Annotated in this window: 20 protein-coding genes; 10 read left to right on the top strand and 10 right to left on the bottom strand. The window is 54.9% G+C overall.

Going from position 1 to position 20,677, the window contains the following annotated elements; genetic code table 11:
- Positions 1-2: 2 nt before the first annotated feature.
- The 4 genes from pabB to AC4PCC_RS09635 all read left to right on the top strand — a co-directional run bounded on the left by pabB (position 3) and on the right by AC4PCC_RS09635 (position 5,296).
- Positions 3-1,364 (top strand): aminodeoxychorismate synthase component 1, encoded by a 1,362-nt coding sequence (pabB, locus tag AC4PCC_RS09650; protein ID WP_492127231.1) that lies wholly within the window; start codon positions 3-5, stop codon positions 1,362-1,364.
- On the top strand, positions 1,357-1,989 hold the full coding sequence (locus AC4PCC_RS09645) for a CoA pyrophosphatase (RefSeq protein ID WP_492127230.1): 633 nt from the start codon (positions 1,357-1,359) through the stop codon (positions 1,987-1,989). The genes pabB and AC4PCC_RS09645 overlap by 8 nt, the downstream gene beginning before the upstream one ends.
- A 134-nt stretch (positions 1,990-2,123) precedes the next feature.
- Positions 2,124-3,488 (top strand): L-serine ammonia-lyase, encoded by a 1,365-nt coding sequence (sdaA, locus tag AC4PCC_RS09640; RefSeq protein ID WP_492127229.1) that lies wholly within the window; start codon positions 2,124-2,126, stop codon positions 3,486-3,488.
- 245 nt (positions 3,489-3,733) lie between these two features.
- A complete protein-coding gene (locus tag AC4PCC_RS09635; RefSeq protein ID WP_492127228.1) occupies positions 3,734-5,296 on the top strand; it encodes an EAL domain-containing protein in 1,563 nt (520 codons plus the stop codon).
- Positions 5,297-5,456: 160 nt separating this feature from the next.
- Here the strand turns inward: AC4PCC_RS09635 and AC4PCC_RS09630 are convergent, their stop codons facing one another.
- Positions 5,457-7,016, bottom strand: coding sequence for a TerC family protein (locus AC4PCC_RS09630; RefSeq protein ID WP_492127227.1), 1,560 nt, complete (start codon positions 7,014-7,016; stop codon positions 5,457-5,459).
- A gap of 537 nt (positions 7,017-7,553) precedes the next feature.
- Between AC4PCC_RS09630 and manX the strand changes: the two genes are divergently transcribed.
- The 4 genes from manX (at position 7,554) to AC4PCC_RS09610 (ending at position 10,831) form a co-directional block, all read left to right on the top strand.
- Positions 7,554-8,522, top strand: a complete 969-nt coding sequence (gene manX / locus AC4PCC_RS09625; RefSeq protein ID WP_492127226.1) for a PTS mannose transporter subunit IIAB — start codon at positions 7,554-7,556, stop codon at positions 8,520-8,522.
- A 68-nt stretch (positions 8,523-8,590) separates the two neighbouring features.
- The gene (locus AC4PCC_RS09620; protein WP_492127225.1) at positions 8,591-9,391 is read left to right on the top strand and encodes a PTS mannose/fructose/sorbose transporter subunit IIC; all 801 of its coding nucleotides are present in this window, start codon (positions 8,591-8,593) and stop codon (positions 9,389-9,391) included.
- Positions 9,392-9,407: 16 nt separating this feature from the next.
- On the top strand, positions 9,408-10,271 hold the full coding sequence (locus AC4PCC_RS09615; protein ID WP_067701255.1) for a PTS mannose transporter subunit IID: 864 nt from the start codon (positions 9,408-9,410) through the stop codon (positions 10,269-10,271).
- Between the two features lie 89 nt (positions 10,272-10,360).
- A complete protein-coding gene (locus AC4PCC_RS09610; RefSeq protein ID WP_492127224.1) occupies positions 10,361-10,831 on the top strand; it encodes a DUF986 family protein in 471 nt (156 codons plus the stop codon).
- A gap of 16 nt (positions 10,832-10,847) precedes the next feature.
- On the opposite strand, the gene rlmA is transcribed toward AC4PCC_RS09610, so the two are convergent.
- The 5 genes from rlmA to AC4PCC_RS09585 all read right to left on the bottom strand — a co-directional run bounded on the left by rlmA (position 10,848) and on the right by AC4PCC_RS09585 (position 14,065).
- A complete protein-coding gene (gene rlmA / locus AC4PCC_RS09605) occupies positions 10,848-11,681 on the bottom strand; it encodes a 23S rRNA (guanine(745)-N(1))-methyltransferase (RefSeq protein WP_492127223.1) in 834 nt (277 codons plus the stop codon).
- Positions 11,682-11,850: 169 nt separating this feature from the next.
- Positions 11,851-12,060 (bottom strand): transcription antiterminator/RNA stability regulator CspE, encoded by a 210-nt coding sequence (gene cspE, locus AC4PCC_RS09600; RefSeq protein WP_001062678.1) that lies wholly within the window; start codon positions 12,058-12,060, stop codon positions 11,851-11,853.
- An 81-nt stretch (positions 12,061-12,141) separates the two neighbouring features.
- Complete coding sequence (locus AC4PCC_RS09595; RefSeq protein WP_231877563.1) at positions 12,142-12,210, bottom strand: DUF2627 domain-containing protein; 69 nt, start codon at positions 12,208-12,210, stop codon at positions 12,142-12,144.
- 553 nt (positions 12,211-12,763) lie between these two features.
- On the bottom strand, positions 12,764-13,774 hold the full coding sequence (locus AC4PCC_RS09590) for an MBL fold metallo-hydrolase (protein WP_492127222.1): 1,011 nt from the start codon (positions 13,772-13,774) through the stop codon (positions 12,764-12,766).
- An 18-nt stretch (positions 13,775-13,792) separates the two neighbouring features.
- Positions 13,793-14,065, bottom strand: coding sequence for a YebO family protein (locus AC4PCC_RS09585; protein WP_067701243.1), 273 nt, complete (start codon positions 14,063-14,065; stop codon positions 13,793-13,795).
- A gap of 245 nt (positions 14,066-14,310) precedes the next feature.
- Here AC4PCC_RS09585 and AC4PCC_RS09580 point away from each other — a divergent pair, with 245 nt between their 5' ends.
- The gene (locus tag AC4PCC_RS09580; RefSeq protein WP_067701240.1) at positions 14,311-14,547 is read left to right on the top strand and encodes a YobH family protein; all 237 of its coding nucleotides are present in this window, start codon (positions 14,311-14,313) and stop codon (positions 14,545-14,547) included.
- 103 nt (positions 14,548-14,650) lie between these two features.
- The gene (locus tag AC4PCC_RS09575; protein WP_492127221.1) at positions 14,651-16,027 is read left to right on the top strand and encodes an MFS transporter; all 1,377 of its coding nucleotides are present in this window, start codon (positions 14,651-14,653) and stop codon (positions 16,025-16,027) included.
- Between the two features lie 97 nt (positions 16,028-16,124).
- Here the strand turns inward: AC4PCC_RS09575 and htpX are convergent, their stop codons facing one another.
- The 4 genes from htpX to AC4PCC_RS09555 all read right to left on the bottom strand — a co-directional run bounded on the left by htpX (position 16,125) and on the right by AC4PCC_RS09555 (position 20,578).
- The gene (gene htpX, locus AC4PCC_RS09570; protein WP_067701234.1) at positions 16,125-17,006 is read right to left on the bottom strand and encodes a protease HtpX; all 882 of its coding nucleotides are present in this window, start codon (positions 17,004-17,006) and stop codon (positions 16,125-16,127) included.
- Positions 17,007-17,247: 241 nt separating this feature from the next.
- Positions 17,248-19,287 carry a carboxy terminal-processing peptidase gene (gene prc, locus AC4PCC_RS09565; protein ID WP_492127220.1) on the bottom strand — a complete coding sequence of 680 codons (2,040 nt, stop codon included), beginning with the start codon at positions 19,285-19,287 and terminating at the stop codon, positions 17,248-17,250.
- Between the two features lie 19 nt (positions 19,288-19,306).
- Complete coding sequence (gene proQ, locus AC4PCC_RS09560; protein ID WP_067701228.1) at positions 19,307-19,981, bottom strand: RNA chaperone ProQ; 675 nt, start codon at positions 19,979-19,981, stop codon at positions 19,307-19,309.
- A 96-nt stretch (positions 19,982-20,077) separates the two neighbouring features.
- On the bottom strand, positions 20,078-20,578 hold the full coding sequence (locus tag AC4PCC_RS09555; RefSeq protein WP_492127219.1) for a GAF domain-containing protein: 501 nt from the start codon (positions 20,576-20,578) through the stop codon (positions 20,078-20,080).
- Positions 20,579-20,677: the final 99 nt, after the last annotated feature.

Below are 20,677 nucleotides of genomic sequence, written 5' to 3'. Positions count from 1 at the left end.
TCATGCCAGTTGTTTATCATTCTTTGAAGTATACGCCTGAAGCGCTTCTGAATCTGTTTAACTGTGTGGCCCAGCAGCCCTGGTCGATGCTGCTACACTCCGGCTTTGCCGATCATCATGATAATCGCTTTGATATTATGGTGTCCGATCCGCGCATTACCCTGACGACGCGTGGCGAAGTGACCACCATTGAGAGCGATGATGCGTCAGAGCAGAGTAAAGACGATCCCCTGACGCTGCTGGACCGGGTCATGGCGCAAACCGGCCTGAGTGCGCCTTCGCATCCTGACCTGCCCTTCCAGGGTGGCGCGCTCGGTCTGTTTGGCTACGATCTTGGCCGCAGATTTGAATCGATCCCCCAGCAGGCAGAGCAGGACTTAACCACGCCCGATATGGCATCAGGCCTCTATGACTGGGCGCTGATTGCCGATCATCATCTCAAGGCACTGACGCTGGTGGTTCAGGGCGATGCTGATAAGCGCCTGGCGTGGCTTAACGCCCTGACGCCGCCCGGCATCGATCCGTTCCGGTTAACCCGCCGCTGGCAGTCAAATATGACACGCGAAGCCTACGGTGAAAAGTTTCGCCGCGTGCAGCAGTGGATCCAGGCTGGAGACTGTTATCAGGTTAATCTCGCCCAGCGTTTTAGCGCCCGCTACACGGGTGACGAGTGGCAGGCATTCAGGCAGCTAAGCCGGGGAAATCGCGCGCCCTTCAGCGCATTTATCCGCCTGCCTGAAAGCGCGATTATCAGCCTCTCTCCTGAACGCTTTCTTAAAATCGTCGGCCGTGAGATCGAAACCCGTCCTATTAAAGGCACGCTTCCTCGCCTGAGCGATCCCGTCGCCGATCGCCTGCAGGCAGAAAAGCTGGCGGCATCGACAAAAGACCGGGCGGAAAACCTGATGATTGTCGATTTGCTGCGTAACGACATTGGGCGCGTAGCCGTTCCGGGTAGCGTACGCGTTCCCGAGCTGTTTGTGGTTGAGCCATTCCCGGCGGTGCACCACCTGGTCAGTACGGTTACCGCGGAGCTGAAGACGCCGCTGACGCCCTGCGACCTGCTGCGGGCCTGCTTTCCCGGCGGCTCCATCACCGGCGCGCCAAAAGTCCGTGCGATGGAGATTATTGATGAGCTGGAGCCGCACCGTCGCAATGCCTGGTGCGGCACTATTGGCTATATCAGCTTCTGCGGGAGGATGGATACCAGCATAACCATCCGCACGCTGACTGCTGAGCAGGGGCAGATTCACTGTACCGCCGGTGGCGGTATCGTCGCCGACAGCGAAGAGCAGGCGGAGTATCAGGAAACCTTTGATAAGGTCAGCCGGATCCTGCCATGCCTGGACACCGCCAATGTCTGACGGTCCACTGACGCTTGAGCAGTTTATCAGCCGCTTTGTGCTGCAACCCCCACAGCCTGATGCGGGGCCGCTGCCGCTGCGCCGGGCGGCGGTGCTGGTGCCGATTATTGCGCATCCCCACCCCTCATTACTCCTGACGCGGCGGGCCGCGACATTGCGTAAACATGCGGGTCAGGTAGCCTTTCCCGGCGGCATGGTGGATGAGGAGGATAGCTCCCTTATTTTTACCGCGCTGCGTGAAGCATACGAAGAAGTGGCGATCCCCCCCGCTGCCGTGCGGGTAGTGGGCGTTCTCCCCGCCGTGACCAGCAGTACGGGCTTTCAGGTCACACCGGTGGTGGGGATCCTGCCCGATACGCTAAAGTGGTGTCCAAATGAGGATGAGGTTGAATCGGTATTTGAAATGCCGCTACAGGAGGCCCTGCGTTTAGGGCGCTATACGCCGCTGGATATCCATCGTCGGGGCGTGCAGCACCGCGTATGGCTCTCCTGGTTTGAGGAGTATTTTATTTGGGGGATGACCGCAGGGATTTTACGTCAGCTCAGCCTGCAGGTATCGGCAGAGCGACCACACTCGGCTTTACCGACAGAAAACCTGCCTGGAGCACATCCGTCCCTATTTTAAACCAACTTTTTACCGTTTCTTCCGGTCAAATCACTTCACAAATGCCCTGAATCATTTATATTGCAGCGCCAGACAGCAGTAGTCAGCCTCATCAGCATTCCGTTCCGACGGCCTGCGGCCCTCAAGGAGTTTTTGTGATTAGCGTTTTCGATATGTTTAAAATCGGCATTGGCCCTTCCAGTTCGCACACCGTCGGTCCAATGAAAGCCGGGAAACAGTTTGTCGACGATCTGGTGAGCAGCGGCAGGCTGAATGACGTGACCCGTATTGCCGTTGACGTTTACGGCTCGCTCTCCCTGACCGGCAAAGGCCATCATACCGATATTGCCATCGTAATGGGTCTGGCGGGTGCCGCTCCGGATAGCGTAGATATTGATGCCATTCCCGGCTTTATTCGCGATGTCGAACAGCGGCAGCGCCTGCTGCTGGCTAACGGCGCGCATGAGGTGGATTTCCCGCGCGAGGGAGGGATGGTTTTCCGCAGCGACACCCTCTCTCTGCATGAGAATGGCATGCGCATTCACGCCTTCGCGGGCGAGACGGTGATTTACAGCAAGACCTATTATTCCGTCGGCGGCGGATTTATTGTCGATGAAGAGCATTTCGGCCAGACCACGCTGGAAGAGGTCGAGGTCCCCTATCCGTTCAACTCGGCAACGGAGATGCTGGCCCACTGTCATCAGACGGGCCTGTCGCTCTCCGGGATGATCATGAAAAATGAGCTGGCGCTGCATCATAAGCAGGAGATTGAGAAGTATTTCTCTGATATCTGGCAGAGTATGCGCGACTGTATCGATCGCGGGTTGAATACCGAGGGCGTACTGCCCGGCCCACTGCGCGTTCCCCGTCGCGCCTCCGCGCTTCGCCGCCTGCTGGTTTCCTCTGATAAGCTCTCCAGCGATCCGATGAACGTCATCGACTGGGTCAATATGTTTGCCCTGGCGGTAAATGAAGAGAACGCAGCCGGTGGCCGAGTGGTCACCGCCCCCACCAACGGCGCCTGCGGCATCGTTCCCGCCGTGCTGGCCTATTACGACCACTTTATCGAGTCGGTCAGCCCGGACATTTTTATCCGCTATTTTCTGGCCTCCGGTGCGGTGGGCATTCTCTATAAAATGAATGCCTCAATTTCCGGCGCTGAGGTGGGGTGTCAGGGCGAGGTCGGGGTTGCCTGCTCCATGGCGGCGGCCGGGCTGGCCGAGCTGCTGGGTGCCAGCCCGGAGCAGGTATGCGTAGCGGCGGAGATCGGCATGGAACACAATCTGGGGCTCACCTGCGACCCGGTCGCCGGTCAGGTACAGGTGCCCTGCATTGAGCGCAATGCTATCGCCTCGGTTAAGGCCATCAATGCTGCCCGAATGGCGATGCGGCGCACCAGCGCAGCCCGGGTTTCGCTCGATAAGGTCATTGAAACCATGTACGAAACCGGAAAAGACATGAACGCCAAGTACCGGGAAACCTCACGTGGTGGCCTGGCCATCAAGGTCCAGTGCGACTAGCCCTGCGGGTGACTATTGTCTTTCCTCACCCCCTCGCTTAAGGTGGGCCAGTGCAGATACCTGTTTAGGTAACACAGCACGGGTCTGCCCTCATCCTGAACGAGAATTACGTCGCGGCAGAGCCAGATAACCCACTGTTTTAGTTAATCATGCTTTTCTCTTCTGCGTGGCTAAACTTAATGACTGGCAGGCCGATAACAGGTGCTCAGTCTCTGTATAGGCGTCTTGATTTAGGGTGGTTACTGATGCAAATGTCCCAGGAAGTATTCGGACAGTTTCGGCGCAAGCGATTATTTATCGCCATTATTGTTGCCGCGTTAGTGCTCATCCTTACGTTAGCCTTCCGCTTTATGGAAGAGAAAAATCGCATTGAACAGCAGTCCCATATTTTCGCCAATAACGCTATTCAGCGCTTCGACCGTTTGTTTTCCCCCCTTGACGTTGCGGCCAATAATACGCTGGGGCTGGTAGGGCTCTCCTGCGAGCAGGTGCGTTTTCCGCTGATTGAAAAGCTGGCGTCACTGCAGACCGTGCGAACCATTATTCTGGTAAATAACGACACCCTGTACTGTTCCAGCCTGTCCGGTGCCGGTGATCTCAGTTTCAGTAACATCTACCCTGAACTGGCAGTGAATAACCAGCGCATGATGCTCAGTTCGGACCAGCAGCTCCTTAAGGGCTCGCCTGTTCTGCTGTTCTGGACGCCGCAGGATACCGATAATCACTCCGGTATTTTGCAGGTCATTAATATCGAAATGATGAGTAACTATCTGCTGGAACCGACCCTGCCATGGGTTGAGCGCGCCATTTTCAACGTGGGTGATAAAAGCCTGGAATACGGTAATCCGATGGTAGAAAAGGCTCTGCCCTCAGAAGATGAAGTCACCTGGCAGGAGGCTTCACTGCGTTATCCTTTCTCTATCACGCTGTTTGGTCCGGCCCCGACCCGGCTGGCGCTGATGACCATGCCCTCGCAGCTGCCGTTAGCGCTATTGCTAAGCCTGCTGATGGGCTATATCGTCTGGCTGGCAACCGCCAATCGCATGAGTCTCTCCTGGCAAATCAGCTATGGCATTAATGCCCGCGAATTTATGGTCTACTGCCAGCCGCTGATTAATTCACGCAGCGGCGACTGCGACGGTATTGAACTGCTGCTGCGCTGGCATACCCCCCGACAGGGCTGGATACCGCCGGATGTCTTTATTCCCCTGGCCGAGCGCCAGGATCTGATTGCGCCACTCACGCGTTTTGTTTTAAGTGAAGTCGTGCGCCATCTGCCTCTGCTGCCCACCTGCCCAACGTTTCATATTGCAATTAACGTCGCGGCCAGCCATTTTCATCAGCACCAGATTATCGACGATCTCCAGCGCCTGTGGTGGCCGGCAAATCCGGTTCCGCAGCTGATTGTCGAGCTTACCGAACGCGACTCGCTGCCGGAGGTCGATCAGCGCGTGGTGGCCTATCTGCACACGTTAGGGGTGAAGCTGGCCATAGATGATTTCGGTACGGGCCACAGTTCCCTCTCGTACCTGAAAACGCTCAGCCCGGACGTGCTGAAAATTGATAAGGTCTTTACGGCGGCCATCGGGACGGATGCGATTAACGCCACGGTAACGGATATGGTGATTTCACTGGCCCAGCGTCTGAATATCAGCCTGGTGGCGGAAGGTGTGGAAACGGAAGAGCAGGCTACCTACCTGCGGGATAAAGGCGTCGATGTATTACAGGGTTATTTCTATGCGCGGCCCATGCCGCTGGGGGATTTCCCAGACTGGCTGAGTAACCATAAAACCCTGCTGTTTGCCTGAGACGCCTGCTGCGGCAGCTGACGACGTGATGCGCTGGCCGCTAAGAGACACGCGCTTGCCCACGAGTGAGAGACAATCGCCCTCAGCTCAACACTCACGCATGGCGGCAGACTTTTCGCTGTCCGCCGCCAGTTGCGGTCAAGGCTTTTCGGCGCTGAAATTAACCTTCTTCTTCCTCATTATCCTGGCGCTGGCGCGTGACGCGAACCAGGTCAATACGGTATTCGGTCGCTTCGAGGATCTGGAACGTTAGCGGCGGCAGCTCAATGATCTCACCCATCTGGGGCAGCTGCCCCTTCTGGGCAATCAGCAGCCCGGCCAGCGAAGCATGATCCCTGTCCGCCGTGACCAGCACCTGCGTGTCCAGCAACTGCTGTAGCGAGTGCAGGTCGGTGCCGCCCTTAACCCGCCATCCTTCGCCGTCGGCGATGATATCCGGGGTTTCATCTTCATCCGGGAACTCACCGGCAATCGCTTCCAGCACGTCCAGCGGGGTAATCAGCCCCTGCACTACGCCAAACTCATTGGTGACCACCACAAAGCTTCCTTTGGCACGACGCAGCACGCCAAGCAGGTTAAGCGGTTCCAGCGTATCGGGTACAATTATCGGCGGAGTGGCAGAGGCAAAGGTTGCCACATCGATGCCGTGGTCCAGCGCAACCAGCAGCTCTTTCGCCCGCACCACCCCGATAACTTCATCCAGCTCGCCACGACACACCGGGAACAGGCTGTGAGGCGTATCCAGCAGCTGGAGGCGAACCTCATCAGCCGGACGCTCTGCATTGACCCAGGAGATGTCACCGCGCGGCGTCATAATACTGCGCACCGAGCGCGAGGCCAGCGTCAGCACGCCATTGATCATATAGCGTTCCTCATCCTTGAAGGTTTCGCGCGGCCTGTCATTCATCTCACTCTGTTCACTGCTGCCGGTCGCCGGGCCACGGCGCCCCCCCATCAGACGGACAATCGCTTCGGCGGTTCGCTCGCGCATCGGCCTTCTGGCCTGATGGCGCATAAAGTTCACCCGTGCAATCTGATTAAACAGCTCAATCAGGATTGAGAAGCCGATGGCGGCGTACAGGTATCCTTTAGGAATATGGAAGCCAAAACCTTCGGCAACCAGACTCAGGCCAATCATCAGCAGGAAGCTCAGACAGAGTACGACAACGGTCGGATGCGCATTGACGAATCGGGTCAGCGGCTTCGAGGCCAGCAGCATAATGCCCATCGCAATGACCACGGCAGTCATCATTATCGCCAGGTTGTTCACCATGCCCACGGCGGTAATCACGGCATCGAGTGAAAATACCGCATCCAGCACCACAATCTGAATAACGACCGCCCAGAAGCTGGCATAGCCCTTGTTGCCCTCGCCGTTATGATCGCGGTTTTCCAGCCGTTCATGCAGCTCCATGGTGGCTTTGAACAGCAGAAACAGCCCCCCCACCAGCAGGATCAGATCGCGGCCGGAAAAGCTGAATTCGCCCACGCTGAACAGCGGTCGCGTGAGCGTCACCATCCAGGAGATCAAAGACAGCAGCCCCAGACGCATCACCAGCGCCAGAGAAAGGCCAATGAGTCTGGCTTTATCGCGCTGCTTTGGTGGAAGCTTATCGGCAAGAATGGCAATAAAAACCAGGTTATCAATCCCCAGCACGATTTCAAGAACGATAAGCGTCAGCAGACCGGCCCAGATTGAGGGGTCTAAAATAAATTCCATTACAGACTCCAGATACGTGAAGGTGAAAACGCAGCGGGCGACGAGAAACTCGCGCGGGCTGAATAATCGCAAAGGGGTTGAAGCGGGTCGTCTGAAGAGGTGACGAAGATAAAACTGGTCGAAGGTACCAGGGGCTGAGTGAAGCGACGTCGATGACAGTCCATAGGGTGGGCTGAGGCCCGTTACTCCTGTGTTAAAAAAGGATCCCTACTGTAAACAGCCGTGACCATTACGTCAAAAATATTTTCTTACACTTACACTCTAAGCTGGCTTAAATGCTAATCATTCTTACAACAGACCCTAATGAGTGAAACAAGGGTCTAAATAGCTGAGCACGGTCACATAATTTATTTTTTCGCACATTAAAATAAATCGCGTCTTAAGGGGAAACGTTTACACAGTTTGATGAAATAATTATTCGTCCCCTGTCACGTCATGTTTTATACACAGCATCATAAAGGCTAAGAACCTTTGATGACTACACGCGCGGCTCAGAAGTGTTTGTGGGCCGCTGGATAGAGTAAACGGAGGTAGCAAGTGACCATTGCTATTGTGATCGGCACGCACGGTTGGGCTGCTGAGCAGCTCATTAAAACGGCCGAAATGCTTCTCGGAGAACAGCAAAATATCGCGTGGATAGATTTTGTCCCGGGTGAAAATGCAGAAACTCTGATCGAGAAATATCAGGCGCGGCTGACCAATTTAGATACCCACCAGGGTGTCCTGTTTCTGGTTGACACCTGGGGAGGCAGTCCCTTTAATGCCGCCAGTCGTATTGTGGTTGATAAAGAAAATTATGAGGTCATCGCCGGGGTCAATATTCCCATGCTGGTGGAAACGCTGATGGCGCGCGATGACGACCCCAGCTTTGCTGAGCTGGTGGCCGTTGCCGTGGAAACGGGGCGTGAAGGGGTTAAGGCACTTAAAGCCAAAGCGCCTGAACCTGCCCCTGCACCTGCCCCCGCAGCGGTCAACGCCCCTGCAGCCCCCCAGAAACCTCTGGGACCTGAGGATCATATGAAAATCGGGCTGGCGCGTATTGATGACCGGTTAATCCATGGTCAGGTTGCCACTCGCTGGACGAAAGAAACCAATGTGAACCGTATTATCGTCGTCAGCGATGAAGTCGCCGCCGACACCGTGCGTAAAACGCTGCTTACCCAGGTGGCCCCGCCGGGTGTAACGGCGCACGTCGTCGACGTCGCGAAAATGATACGGGTATGGAATAACCCAAAATATGCCCGGGACCGCGTCATGCTGCTGTTTACCAATCCTACCGACGTCGAACGTTTGGTTCAGGAAGGGGTGAAAATAACCAGCGTGAACATTGGCGGCATGGCATTTCGTCAGGGAAAAATTCAGGTTAATAACGCCGTGTCCGTTGATGACAAAGATATTGCGGCATTCAAAAAGCTTAACGAGCGCGGTATCGAACTGGAGGTGCGTAAGGTCTCCTCCGACCAGCGGTTAAAAATGATGGACCTGATCACCAAAATGAATAAATAGCAAAAGTTCGCATTATTGCCTGAACGCACAGGCTTAACTCAGTTCATGACTTTTAGAGGAGAAGTGCAATGGAGATTACCACTCTTCAAATTGTACTAATATTTATCGTTGCCTGTATTGCAGGCATGGGATCAATTCTTGATGAATTCCAGTTCCACCGGCCGCTGGTGGCCTGTACCCTGATTGGTTTTGTCCTCGGTGATGTTAAAACCGGCATCATTATCGGTGGTACGCTGGAAATGATCGCCCTTGGCTGGATGAACATTGGTGCCGCCGTGGCACCTGATGCCGCCCTCGCCTCCATCATTTCAACTATCCTGGTTATCGCCGGTGGGCAAAGCGTTGGGGCCGGTATCGCTCTGGCTATTCCGCTGGCGGCCGCCGGTCAGGTGCTGACCATCATTGTTCGAACCATTACCGTCGCCTTCCAGCATGCAGCCGATAAGGCCGCAGAAAAGGGCAACCTGACCGCAATTTCGTGGCTCCATGTTTCCGCACTGATCTTGCAGGCAATGCGTATCGCGATCCCGGCAGCCATCGTTGCCGTCTCCGTAGGAACCAACGTTGTCCAGGGGCTGCTGGATTCCATCCCTGAGGTGGTGACTAACGGTCTTAACATCGCGGGCGGCATGATTGTCGTTGTCGGTTACGCCATGGTCATCAACATGATGCGCGCCGGATATCTGATGCCTTTCTTTTATCTGGGTTTCGTCACGGCGGCCTTTACCAGTTTCAACCTGGTTGCCCTGGGCGTCATCGGCGTGGTGATGGCGGTGCTCTATATCCAGCTGGCGCCAAAATATAATCGCGTGGCAGGTGCGCAGGCTTCAGGGCCAGCCGCTAATGACCTCGATAACGAATTAGATTAGGGAAAAGGTGAGCAAAATGGTTGATACCACTTCTACAACCACAGCAACGACTGTGCAAAAGAAACTGACGCCGGGTGACGTGCGTGGCGTGTTCCTGCGGTCAAACCTGTTTCAGGGGTCATGGAACTTCGAACGCATGCAGGCCCTGGGCTTCTGCTTCTCTATGGTGCCGGTTATCCGTCGGCTCTATCCTGAAAATAATGACGCCCGCAAGCAGGCCATTAAACGCCATCTGGAGTTTTTTAATACCCACCCTTATGTCGCGGCACCGGTACTCGGCGTCACCATGGCCATGGAGGAGCAGCGTGCGAACGGCGCAGCAATCGACGATGCGGCCATTAACGGCATCAAAGTCGGCCTGATGGGTCCGCTGGCTGGCGTGGGCGACCCGATATTCTGGGGCACCGTTCGCCCGGTTTTTGCTGCACTGGGTGCGGGCATCGCCATGACCGGCAGCCTGCTGGGGCCAGTTCTGTTCTTTGTCCTGTTTAACCTTGTCCGTCTGCTGGTGCGCTACTACGGCGTAGCCTATGGTTACCGTAAGGGCGTCGATATCGTAGGGGATATGGGCGGCGGCTTCCTGCAAAAGCTGACCGAGGGGGCGTCGATTCTTGGCCTCTTTGTGATGGGGGCGCTGGTCAATAAGTGGACGCACGTGGATGTGCCGCTGGTGGTATCCCGTATTACCGACCATACCGGAAAAACCACGGTAACCACCGTCCAGTCGATCCTGGATCAGCTTATGCCAGGCATGATACCGCTGCTGCTGACCTTCGGCTGTATGTGGCTGCTCCGTCGTAAAGTCAATGCGCTGTGGATTATCATGGGCTTCTTTGTCATTGGTATTTTTGGCTACTGGATTGGCCTGCTTGGCGTGTAACGCGTCGCCGGGGTAACCCGGCGAACTTAAAAGGTCGGCCGGAACCCGGGTTTATCATTCCGGTCGGCCTTTTGTGGGGATATTAAAAGATGTCACTGACTGATTATTTCATCGTGCTTTTTATCGCACTGTTTATGATGTATGCGATTTATGATGAGCTGATTACGGCTCGAAGACGGGGTGACACCCGGCTGAGGGTTCCCCTCAAGCGTCGCAATGGACTGGACAGCGCTATTTTTACCGGGCTGATTGCCATCCTCATCTACAGGAATATCACCAGCCAGGGGACGCAGGTCACCACCACCTTACTGATGGTGCTGGCCTTTTTTTCTGTCTATCTGTTCTGGCTGCGCCAGCCTAAACTGCTGTTTAAGGCAGAAGGTTTTTTCTACGGCCCGGTATTTATTGCATATCAGCGCATTCAGAGCATGAATCTTTCTGAGGACGGGGTGTTGGTTATCCAGCTTGAGCAGCGCCCACTCCACGTCCACGTCAGTAAGCTCGACGACCTGGAAAGCATTTACCATTTTATGGTCCGGCAGCACCTGGCAGATACCTGAAAGACGCCGCTATCCGTCAGACTACGGCAGAGTGGCTATTGCGCTGCCACAGGCGCAGCGTAAAGTCGGTTTCACACTCAAACTCAGGCGTGGTAGCCAGTACGCCCCACACTTCCGGACGCGCGCGCCATGCAAGCGGCGTCATTTGCAGCAGGGCGGCGGACTCTTCGCTGTTAAGCCGCATCGGGTAGTTAAGAGAGTGTTGTTCCACCAGTTCGAACCCTTCCATCTGCTCCGGGGTGTCGTCATGCAGCCGCACATCCTGGTAGATCAGCGCCTTAAACTGAATTAAGTGACGCGGACCGGGCGTGACCGTCAACACGTATCCCTGCTCTTTCACCACCCGGGCCAGCTCCTGGGCTTTACAGGGCGCATAGATGCGTAATACGGCATCAAAGGTGGCTTCGGCAAAGGGCAGACGATGGCTTGATGCCACGCAGAATGAGACGTCACGGTAGCGCTTAGCGCCGATCCTTACCGCCACCCGGGAAACATCAAGGCCGTGTATGTCCGCCTCGCCCTGGGCCGCCATACGAAGCGCCACGGCGTGGGTGTAATACCCCTCTCCGCAGCCGATATCCAGAACCCTGACCGGCCCTCCAGGCAGAACACGCGCAATCATGTCACAGACCTTGTGCTGGAGCGGGTGATAATGTCCGGCATCAAGGAATTCGCGTCTTGCCTGCATCATCTCTGCGCTGTCACCGGGCTGCTTCGAGCGCTTATGCTGCACGGGCAGCAGGTTAACGTAGCCCTCTTTTGCCCGATCAAACTGGTGCCTGTTCTCGCAGCGCCAGCCAGACGCATCAGGCAGCAGAAGCTGGTGGCAAAGTGGGCATTGGTAGGACATAACGACTCTCCGGATAGTATTGACGGCGGCAGTTTACCGGAAACGGGAAGCGAGGGCAGAATTTATTGGCATGCATGAAAAAGCCCTGCCGGTGCTGGCAGGGCTTTAGCATTAAGATTTTGGCCTGAAAGACTCACCGCGCACGGCGAGTCAGAGGCTAAGATCGAAATTAGATAGCGGTGACGTTCACAGCAGCAGGGCCTTTCTGGCCGTCCTGAATTTCGAACTCAACGTTCTGGCCTTCAGCCAGAGTTTTGAAGCCATTGCCCTGGATTGCAGAGAAGTGAACGAACACATCTTTGCTGCCGTCTGCAGGGGTGATGAAACCAAAACCTTTAGACTCGTTGAACCACTTAACCTGACCTTTAATCTTTGCCATTTTGCAAATTCCTTAGAGTGTTTATTCGCCCGAGGGCTTAACGTACAGAAAAACCAGAGACATTACTGCATGAGGCACGGATTAAGGCTCGGCAAGGAAGCGGTATTCAACGTCTTTACTCGAAACTTCTTTACTGAAGATGCCATACATAAACAGAACTGTACCTCGTTTTAACTAAAAGCGTTATCACATATTCGTTTATTAATGGCAAGTCATTTTTAAACGGTATATGAGATATCGCTCAGGATTGAAACAGAACAAGGAGCGAGTGCACATTTCTGCGAAGTGCGCACGCTATGTCAGACAGGTTTTACGCCGGACGAGGGATTAACACTTGTACAGACAGCCTGTTACTGATTTCCGTATCCTGAAACCAAGCTTATCCTGCCGTCGTGCTTAAGTCTATTACCTGTTAAAACATTAAGTGAATACTAATCATTGATATTGCACTTTTATGGCAAAGCTTACTCAAAAAAATTCATTTAAACCTGGGTGAGTAAGTGATTACCCTGCTGTCCGTCTGGTACAAAAAAAAGTCAGATTTAAAAGAAGCAATTTAAATTGCACCAAAATCAGGAGACTATATTTCTCACTGCCCCATTAGCAGGCAGTGAGAGACAACAATTAATAATGGTCGTACCATCAGTGATTTTGTTTTATTTGGAATATCAGGCTTTCCCTGCCTGTTCGGCCACACGGCGTTTTAGGAATTTTCCTGGCTGATATTATTCAGCGAGCATTTTCCGCCTATTTTCCACGCCTGAAAGCGCGCAGCATCCAGGCCAGCAGCCTGCATAGCCGCTGCCAGCACGGCTGGCGGCTCGTCCAGCGATTCATCTGCCAGTTCAAATACGCCCCAGTGAATAGGAATGCTTAGCGGCTGTCCCAGCGCAGCATGCAGTGAAACTGCCTGTTCGGGATCCATATGCTGCCCGCGCATGAACCACGTTGGTGCATAGGCGCCCACCGGCAGCGCCGCCAGATTAAAAGGTCCCAGCCGACGATTAATCTCCAGCAGGTTATCGCTGTACCCGCTGTCGCCGGTAAACCAAAAATTCACTGCCGATGATTTAACGGTCCAGCCGCACCAGAGCGCACGATTCCGGTCAAAGGGCGTGCGCATGCTCCAGTGGCGTGCAGGAACCGCATGCACCGTGATACCCATGGTCTCGGTGCTTTCCCACCAGTCAAGCTGGGTTACCTTCACCGCCCCGCGCTTGCGGAACCAGGGTTCGAGCCCAAGCGGAACAACAAACTCTGCGTCAGGGAAACGCCGCAGGATCTGTCTGATGGTCTTGCGGTCAAGATGATCATAGTGGCTGTGAGAGATCAGCACACAGTCCAGCGCGGGTAAGTCCTCGATGCTCAACGCGGCCGGGGTCTTTCGCTTCGGCCCATAAAAGCTGAGGGGCGACGCGCGCGGCGAGAGAACGGGATCTATGAGGATGTATTTCCCCTCCAGCCGCAGCAGCAGACAGGCATGGCCCAGCCACCAGACGGCATCTTCACTGCCACCCAGCTCCGCCCGGCGCCACCACTGCCCAATAAATCCGTCGTAACCCTGCGCGGGCGGAAAGGGTAGTCCGGCGGCTTTGCGCTCTTTTCGCCAGCGCCTGAGATCGCCATTCTGGCGCAGGTCAGGTTCGGGATTGCGAAAGCCTTCAGGCGTATGATGCGCCTTGGCAGGATCGTACCAGGGATTTTTCCAGGCCATGCGTTTCCTTTGGAATAATTAACGTTCAGGAATGAGGCGAATAAATTCTTTGTTCTGGCTGTCGGAGGCGGGATCGCCCTTCTCATTACCGGCCAATGCGTCATTCAGGCGGCGAAGCAGCAGGGTTTGCCGTTTTTGCTCCTCCAGCAGCGACTCAAGCAGGCGGATATGCTGACTGGCCTTCACGCTGGCCCGATTGACAAAAAACCAGACTATCAGCCCGAGGATAACCAGCGCGAGCATAAAGCCTGTGGAAGCGAGCCCTGCCGCGCCATTTGCTAATTCATTCATAAAGGCCTCTGAAAGCTAATGTAATACATTATCTGCCAATGCAGACTTAGCCGAATTCTACCCGCTCCGCCTGGAAATGATAGCGTCATCACAGTTATTTAAGAACCTTCGCGAAGGCGTGTGGCGACCCTTTGTGTATGCTTCATTACGAAATGCGGGCCGCGCCGCAGTATGCTGCTATGATGAGTGCCAGCAGCGAGGCGGTAACGTCAGGATTGCTGTTATAACAATCTTAAGGAGAAAACATGAGATTTTTAGTTCGACTCGTTGCGCTGTTAATCATCATTTGGCTGGCCCTGCTGGTGACCGGCTATGGCGTACTGGCTGGCAGCACGAAAAATGTTGCGGGCATGGGCCTTCAGTGTCAGTACCTCACCGCAAGGGGGATGATAACGGCTCAGTACCTCCACACCGATAGCGGTATTGTGGGCGTAACCGACTGTCCGTTGCTGAAAAAAAGCGCCGAAGTAGTCGATAACTGATACAAAGCGGGTCTGCGCCATGCAGATCCGCGCGGTTAAGATGGATAGATCGCCAAAAAATCATTAGCATGGTGATATTCACCCCTCCTGCACAGTAAGGTCGATGCCGAAAACTTCCCCAATGGACGGACTGCCCGTTCCCCAGCGCTATGGCGCTATCCTGGCCATTGCGCTCGGCCTTACCGTTGCGGTGATGGACGGGGCTATCGCCAACGTCGCCCTGCCGACCATCGCCCGCGATTTGCTGGCCAGTCCGGCTGAATCTATCTGGATTGTTAACGCCTATCAGATGGCGATAATAGTCTCGCTACTCTCCCTCTCCTTCCTCGGCGATATTATCGGCTACCGGCGCATTTATCAGGCAGGACTGGTCATTTTCACCTGTACATCGCTGTTTTGCGCCTTCTCCAGTACGCTGGGCATGCTTACCCTGGCGCGCGTGCTACAGGGCTTCGGCGGCGCGGCGCTGATGAGCGTGAATACGGCGCTGATCAGGATTATCTATCCGCAGCGGTTTCTCGGGCGCGGGATGGGCATCAATTCGCTTATCGTCGCCGTGTCCACCGCCGCCGGTCCAACCGTCGCGGCGGCTGTGCTTTCGGTCGCCTCATGGAAATGGCTGTTTCTGATTAATGTACCAATAGGAATCGCGGCGCTGGGCCTGGCTCTACGTTTTTTGCCGGATAATGCGCAGAAAGCCCAGGGGCAGCGCTTTGACGTTATCAGTGCGATGATGAATGCGCTGACCTTCGGCCTGTTAATCTCAGCCCTCAGCGGCTTTGCGCAGGGGCAGAACACCCGGCTGATTCTGGCTGAAGTGGCTGCGCTGGTGGTTATCGGCTTTTTCTTTATCCGTCGCCAGCTGCGTTTACCCTTCCCACTGCTGCCGGTTGATCTCTTCCGTATACCGATTTTTTCCCTCTCCATTGGGACATCGGTCTGCTCTTTCTGTGCCCAGATGCTGGCCATGGTTTCACTGCCGTTCTTTCTGCAATCGGTACTGATGCGGGGTGAGGTCGCCACCGGCCTGCTGCTGACGCCGTGGCCGCTGGCAACAATGATCGTGGCACCCATCGCGGGCAGACTGATTGAGCGCTACCACGCCGGTCTGCTGGGCGCTATTGGGCTTGCCCTGTTTGCCTCCGGCCTGTTTGCGCTGGCGCTGCTGCCCGCCTCACCGGGTGATATGGATATTATCTGGCGCATGGCGCTGTGCGGCGCGGGTTTCGGGCTGTTTCAGTCGCCAAATAACCATACAATCATCTCGTCGGCTCCGCGTCAGCGAAGCGGCGGGGCCAGCGGTATGCTGGGAACCGCGCGTCTGCTGGGCCAGACCAGCGGTGCGGCGCTGGTGGCGCTGATGTTCAATCTGTTTGGCGATCGCGGCACGCACGCTTCGCTGGTGCTGGCAGGCAGTTTCGCCGTCGCGGCGGCGGTGGTTAGCGCGATGCGCATCCGCCAGCCCGACCCCGGCGCCTGATACCTTCTGCGGCATAAAAAAACGGGCCTGCGCTGATGTCTGTCACTCAAAGGTGCTCAGCATCAGGCACAGGCCCGGTTTTGACGCAAAGCGACCGCTATTTCAGATATTGCCCGCTGCGCAGCGCCTCGATGCGCTTATCCAGCGGTGGGTGGGACATAAACAGCTCGCTGAGCGATTTCGACTTACCGTTGATGCAGAACGCCTGCATGGTGCTGGCCTCCTGCGGCTCATAGCTGGTCTTCAGACGCTGTAGCGCGGCAATCATCTTCTCACGCCCCACCAGCTTAGCCGATCCGGCGTCGGCGTGAAATTCGCGGTGACGCGAAAACCACATGGTAATAATACTGGCAGCAATACCAAAGACCAGTTCCAGCACCATCGAAACGACGAAGTAGACCATCGGGTTGCCGTTATTGCTCTCCCCTTCATCCCGATCGCCGGAGAGGAAACCTGCGGCCAGCTGGGCCAGTATGCGTGAAATAAAGATAACAAAGGTGTTCACGATACCCTGGATAAGCGTCATGGTGACCATGTCACCGTTAGCAATATGGCTGATTTCATGTGCCAGCACCGCTTCAGCTTCATCCCGGCTCATATTCTGGAGCAGCCCGGTGGATACCGCGACCAGTGACGCGTCACGACGCGCGCCGGTGGCGAACGCGTTAATATCCGGTGCGTGATAAATGGCCACCTGCGGCATGGCGATGCCCGCACGCTGAGCCTGTTGCGATATGGTCTGCATCAGCCAGCGCTCAGTTTCATTACGCGGCTGCTCAATCACTTCGCCACCAACGGATTTCAGGGCCATCCATTTAGACATCAGCAGTGAAACGAACGCACCGCCGAAGCCAAACAGACCCGCCATAATCATCAGGCCATAAACACTGCTCGACTGGATCCCCGTCAGGCTGAGTATCAGCCCGAAAACCAACATTACACCCAGGTTGGTCAGCAGGAAAAGCGCAATACGCATCATATAATTTCATCTTCCTCAGTTAACGGATTCGCACAACGCGGATAGCTATCGTATGGGTTCCGGAAAACATTTCAAGCGCTCTTAATCGTTAAGTACCTAAAAAAACATAACTTTACACTGTGAATAAACCCGATAGCCGATCGGTAAGAGACGCACTTTGGTGGTACTGAGGAGGGTTGGAATACGCTGGAGGGGGCTGGCAGTAAAAACAAGGGCACAGACTGTGCTGTGCCCTGGGACGTTATTTTGCTGAGGAATCTGACGGTTGAGCTTTCTCAAGCTGCGCCATGTCATTCGCAATATTCACCGTCTCATCCAGATAAGGATCGGGTTCCTTATAGTCCTTCGGCAGATCGTCGAGCTTAGCCAGCGGCTTCTTACCCTCCTGCTTCAGACGCGCGTTGATGCGCTCCAGACGCAGTGCATCATCTTCATGATTCTCTTTCTCGCGCTCGGCCAGATTGAGAGAGATAATGTTGCGCTTCTCCTTCATCGCGTTGAAGCGTGCGATATCCTTGAGGATGTACTGGAACTCCTGATCCTTCGCGATACGTTCCTGATGATCCTTCAGCAGCTGCGGTACCAGCGCTTTAACGTCGCCGGTTTTGGTATAGTTCGCGGCCGTCACGCTATCCCATGGCAGCGCGTTATCCTCAAACTTCTCACCGGTTTCAATCGCTTCCACCCCGGTAGGCATCATTAGATCCGGCGTTACGCCTTTACGCTGCGTACTGCCGCCGTTGATGCGGTAGAACTTCTGAATGGTGTACTGGACGGAGCCCAGTGCAGGCCATTCAGGGCGCAGCATCTGATCGTAAATGCGGTTCAGCGAGCGATACTGCTGCACCGTCCCTTTCCCGAAGGTCGGCTCACCCACAATCAGTGCCCGGCCATAATCCTGCATGGCAGCGGCAAAGATTTCCGAGGCTGAGGCGCTGAAGCGATCGACCAGTACCACCAGCGGACCTTTATAATAAACGATCCCGTCGTTGTCGCTGTCCTGACGCACCTTGCCGATGTTGTCACGCACCTGAACTACGGGACCGCCTGGAATAAACAGGCCAGAGAGCGAAACCGCCTCGGTCAGTGCCCCGCCGCCGTTGGTGCGCAGATCGATGACAATACTGTCAACGTTTTGCTTTTGCAGCTTCTGCAACTGAACCTTAACATCGTCGGTCAACCCAACGTAAAAGCCGGGAATATCCAGTACGCCGACTTTCTGCTTGCCCACGTTATGCACGGTCATTTTCACCGCGCGATCCTCAAGACGGATCTTTTCACGCGTCAGCGTAACCAGGCGGGTTTTGGTGCCCTTACCTGCCGGCAGCACTTCAAGGCGCACCTTGCTACCTTTAGGGCCTTTGATCTGCGCAACCACGTCATCAAGTCGCCAGCCAATCACATCCACGATTGGCTTGCCCGGCTGGCCTACGCCGACAATTCTGTCGCCGACAGTGATTGATTTACTTTTCGCCGCCGGTCCGCCTGCCACCATAGAGTTGATGACGGTGTAATCGTCATCCATTTGCAGCACCGCACCAATCCCTTCAAGCGACAGGCTCATTTCGGTATTGAACTGCTCGGTGTTGCGTGGTGAAAGGTAGTTGGTATGGGGGTCGATCTCGTGAGCAAACGCGGTCATTGCCAGCTGGAACACATCTTCGCTGTTGCTCTGGGCCAGACGACGAATGGCAAACTGGTAGCGTTTGGTCAGGACATCGCGGATCTCTTTATCCGTTTTACCGGCCAGCTTGAGGCTGAGCTCGTCATATTTGACTTTCGCATCCCACAGCGGGTTCAGTTCATCCGTCGTTTTCGGCCACGGCGCTTTGCTGCGGTCGATATCAACGGTGTCATGACCATTAAAATTCATCGGCTTATTGAGTACCGACAGCGCATATTGATAGCGCTCAAAACGACGCTTCTGCGCCAGATTGTATAAATCGTAAAACACGTCCAGCTGACCGGATTTTAGCTCGTCACCCAGGGTGCTCTTCTTGCTGTCATACTGCTGGATATCAGAGGTCAGCAGCACGTTATGGCTGTAGTCGAGCAGATTAAGATAGCGTTCAAAAATCTTAACCGAAAAATCTTTATTAAGATCAAACTGGCGATAATGAGATCGCGTAAAGCGAGAAGCTACGCGCTCACTCACTGTGGCATGCTGCGGCTCCTGATGAAGCTGAGGGATCTGGTCTGCGCGCACGATGGTATCGGCGGCAAAAACCTGCCCTGCCAGAAGCAGTCCCGCAAGTGCGGTCGTTTTAAAAAAGTTGTTCATGCCCTGATTGGCCTCCGTATCAGAACTGCAAGTGTTCTGCGCGTACTATCATTGCCATGCCGGAAGCTAACTGTACACGGACGCCATCTTTGGTAATTTCAAGAATGGTGGCATCCATCGCACTTTTGCCTGCGGTGACTTTGATGTTCTGGCCGACTTGCAGTGCTGTGGTATCGGTAACGGGTTTGCTGCGCGGTGGTTGACGCTCTGCGGAAGGTGCGCGCTCGGCGGCAGGTTTGCTGCGGACTTTACGCGGCTGCTCACCTTCAGCGCCAGGTTTACGCACCGGCTTACGGGGACGGCGTGGAGCACCTTCTTCACCCGCTTCGCGTTTTTTTGCCTGCTGCTGTTCGCGCTGGGCCTGTACGCGGGCTTTCGCCTCTTCGAGCTGCTTACGGGCATGCTCAACATGCTGCTCTTCAAGGACGCCACACGCATTGCCGTCAAGATCAACGCGCGTTGCGCCTGCCTTGATGCCGTACAAATAACGCCAGCTTGACGTGTAAAGACGCAAAGCAGAACGAAGCTGAGTTTTACTCAGGTTCATTTCGCCCTGAACACGATCAACTAAATCCTGAAAGATGCCGATCTTAAGGGGTTTTGCTTCACCTTCAGCGCTAAAGCATTCGGGAAAACGCTCTGCCAGAAAGGCGATAACTTCTTTACTGCTATTCAACTTAGGTTGATTTTCCATGAAATTTCCTGATTACAACGGGTTTGCCAATCAGCGCAGGCATGAACAGGCGTCATTATAATGACACCGTCAGCAAATGCTACGTGATCCAGCGCTTTAGCTGCGTTTGATGTGAATAAATTTTTCCACATCCGATCCGGCCAGCACTTCACACAGCCCGTCGGTCAATGTTTTCAGTCCGACTTCATCATCATTGTCGAAGCGGTTATATTCCACGCTGTCGATATCCAGAACGCCGATTGTCTGGCCATTCACCACCAGCGGCAGGACGATTTCAGCATTGCTGGTCGCATCACAGGCTATATGGCCCGGGAAGGCGTGAACGTCCGCAACGCGCTGGATCGTGCATTCGGCTACCGCCGTACCGCACACCCCTTTACCCACAGGAATACGTACGCAGGCAATTTTGCCCTGAAACGGCCCCAATACCAGCGTGTCTGGCTCGGTCAGAAGATAAAACCCTGCCCAGTTGACGCCTTCAAGACGCTCGAATAAAAGCGCGCTACAATTACCCATTGCGGCCAGGAAGCTGGTTTCACCGGCGATAAGCGCGCGCAAATCGCGGTTGAGGTCCGAATAAAATTCTTTTTTTGTCATTTTTTAACCATTGAGGAAACTTGTCGCGCGGTGGATGATGACCGCACCTGAAAAAATAAGCATGATATGTTCAGATCGATAAGGTGAATCATCCCGGAA

Source organism: Erwinia sp. L03-1 (genome assembly GCF_058686115.1).
The sequence above is the reverse complement of the archived record's forward strand: the minus strand, read 5'-3'. Positions and strand labels throughout refer to the sequence as shown.

Coding starts and splice junctions, on each gene's coding strand:
- AC4PCC_RS09635 (WP_492127228.1), top strand. CDS start 3,734: ATGCAAATGTCCCAGGAAGTATTCGGACAGTTTCGGCGCAAGCGATTA.
- cspE (WP_001062678.1), bottom strand. CDS start 12,060: ATGGCAAAGATTAAAGGTCAGGTTAAGTGGTTCAACGAGTCTAAAGGT.
- AC4PCC_RS09620 (WP_492127225.1), top strand. CDS start 8,591: ATGGAGATTACCACTCTTCAAATTGTACTAATATTTATCGTTGCCTGT.
- pabB (WP_492127231.1), top strand. CDS start 3: ATGCCAGTTGTTTATCATTCTTTGAAGTATACGCCTGAAGCGCTTCTG.
- rlmA (WP_492127223.1), bottom strand. CDS start 11,681: ATGTCCTACCAATGCCCACTTTGCCACCAGCTTCTGCTGCCTGATGCG.
- AC4PCC_RS09575 (WP_492127221.1), top strand. CDS start 14,651: ATGCCGAAAACTTCCCCAATGGACGGACTGCCCGTTCCCCAGCGCTAT.
- AC4PCC_RS09610 (WP_492127224.1), top strand. CDS start 10,361: ATGTCACTGACTGATTATTTCATCGTGCTTTTTATCGCACTGTTTATG.
- AC4PCC_RS09580 (WP_067701240.1), top strand. CDS start 14,311: ATGAGATTTTTAGTTCGACTCGTTGCGCTGTTAATCATCATTTGGCTG.
- AC4PCC_RS09645 (WP_492127230.1), top strand. CDS start 1,357: ATGTCTGACGGTCCACTGACGCTTGAGCAGTTTATCAGCCGCTTTGTG.
- proQ (WP_067701228.1), bottom strand. CDS start 19,981: ATGGAAAATCAACCTAAGTTGAATAGCAGTAAAGAAGTTATCGCCTTT.
- prc (WP_492127220.1), bottom strand. CDS start 19,287: ATGAACAACTTTTTTAAAACGACCGCACTTGCGGGACTGCTTCTGGCA.
- AC4PCC_RS09555 (WP_492127219.1), bottom strand. CDS start 20,578: ATGACAAAAAAAGAATTTTATTCGGACCTCAACCGCGATTTGCGCGCG.
- AC4PCC_RS09585 (WP_067701243.1), bottom strand. CDS start 14,065: ATGAATGAATTAGCAAATGGCGCGGCAGGGCTCGCTTCCACAGGCTTT.
- AC4PCC_RS09590 (WP_492127222.1), bottom strand. CDS start 13,774: ATGGCCTGGAAAAATCCCTGGTACGATCCTGCCAAGGCGCATCATACG.
- htpX (WP_067701234.1), bottom strand. CDS start 17,006: ATGATGCGTATTGCGCTTTTCCTGCTGACCAACCTGGGTGTAATGTTG.
- AC4PCC_RS09615 (WP_067701255.1), top strand. CDS start 9,408: ATGGTTGATACCACTTCTACAACCACAGCAACGACTGTGCAAAAGAAA.
- AC4PCC_RS09630 (WP_492127227.1), bottom strand. CDS start 7,016: ATGGAATTTATTTTAGACCCCTCAATCTGGGCCGGTCTGCTGACGCTT.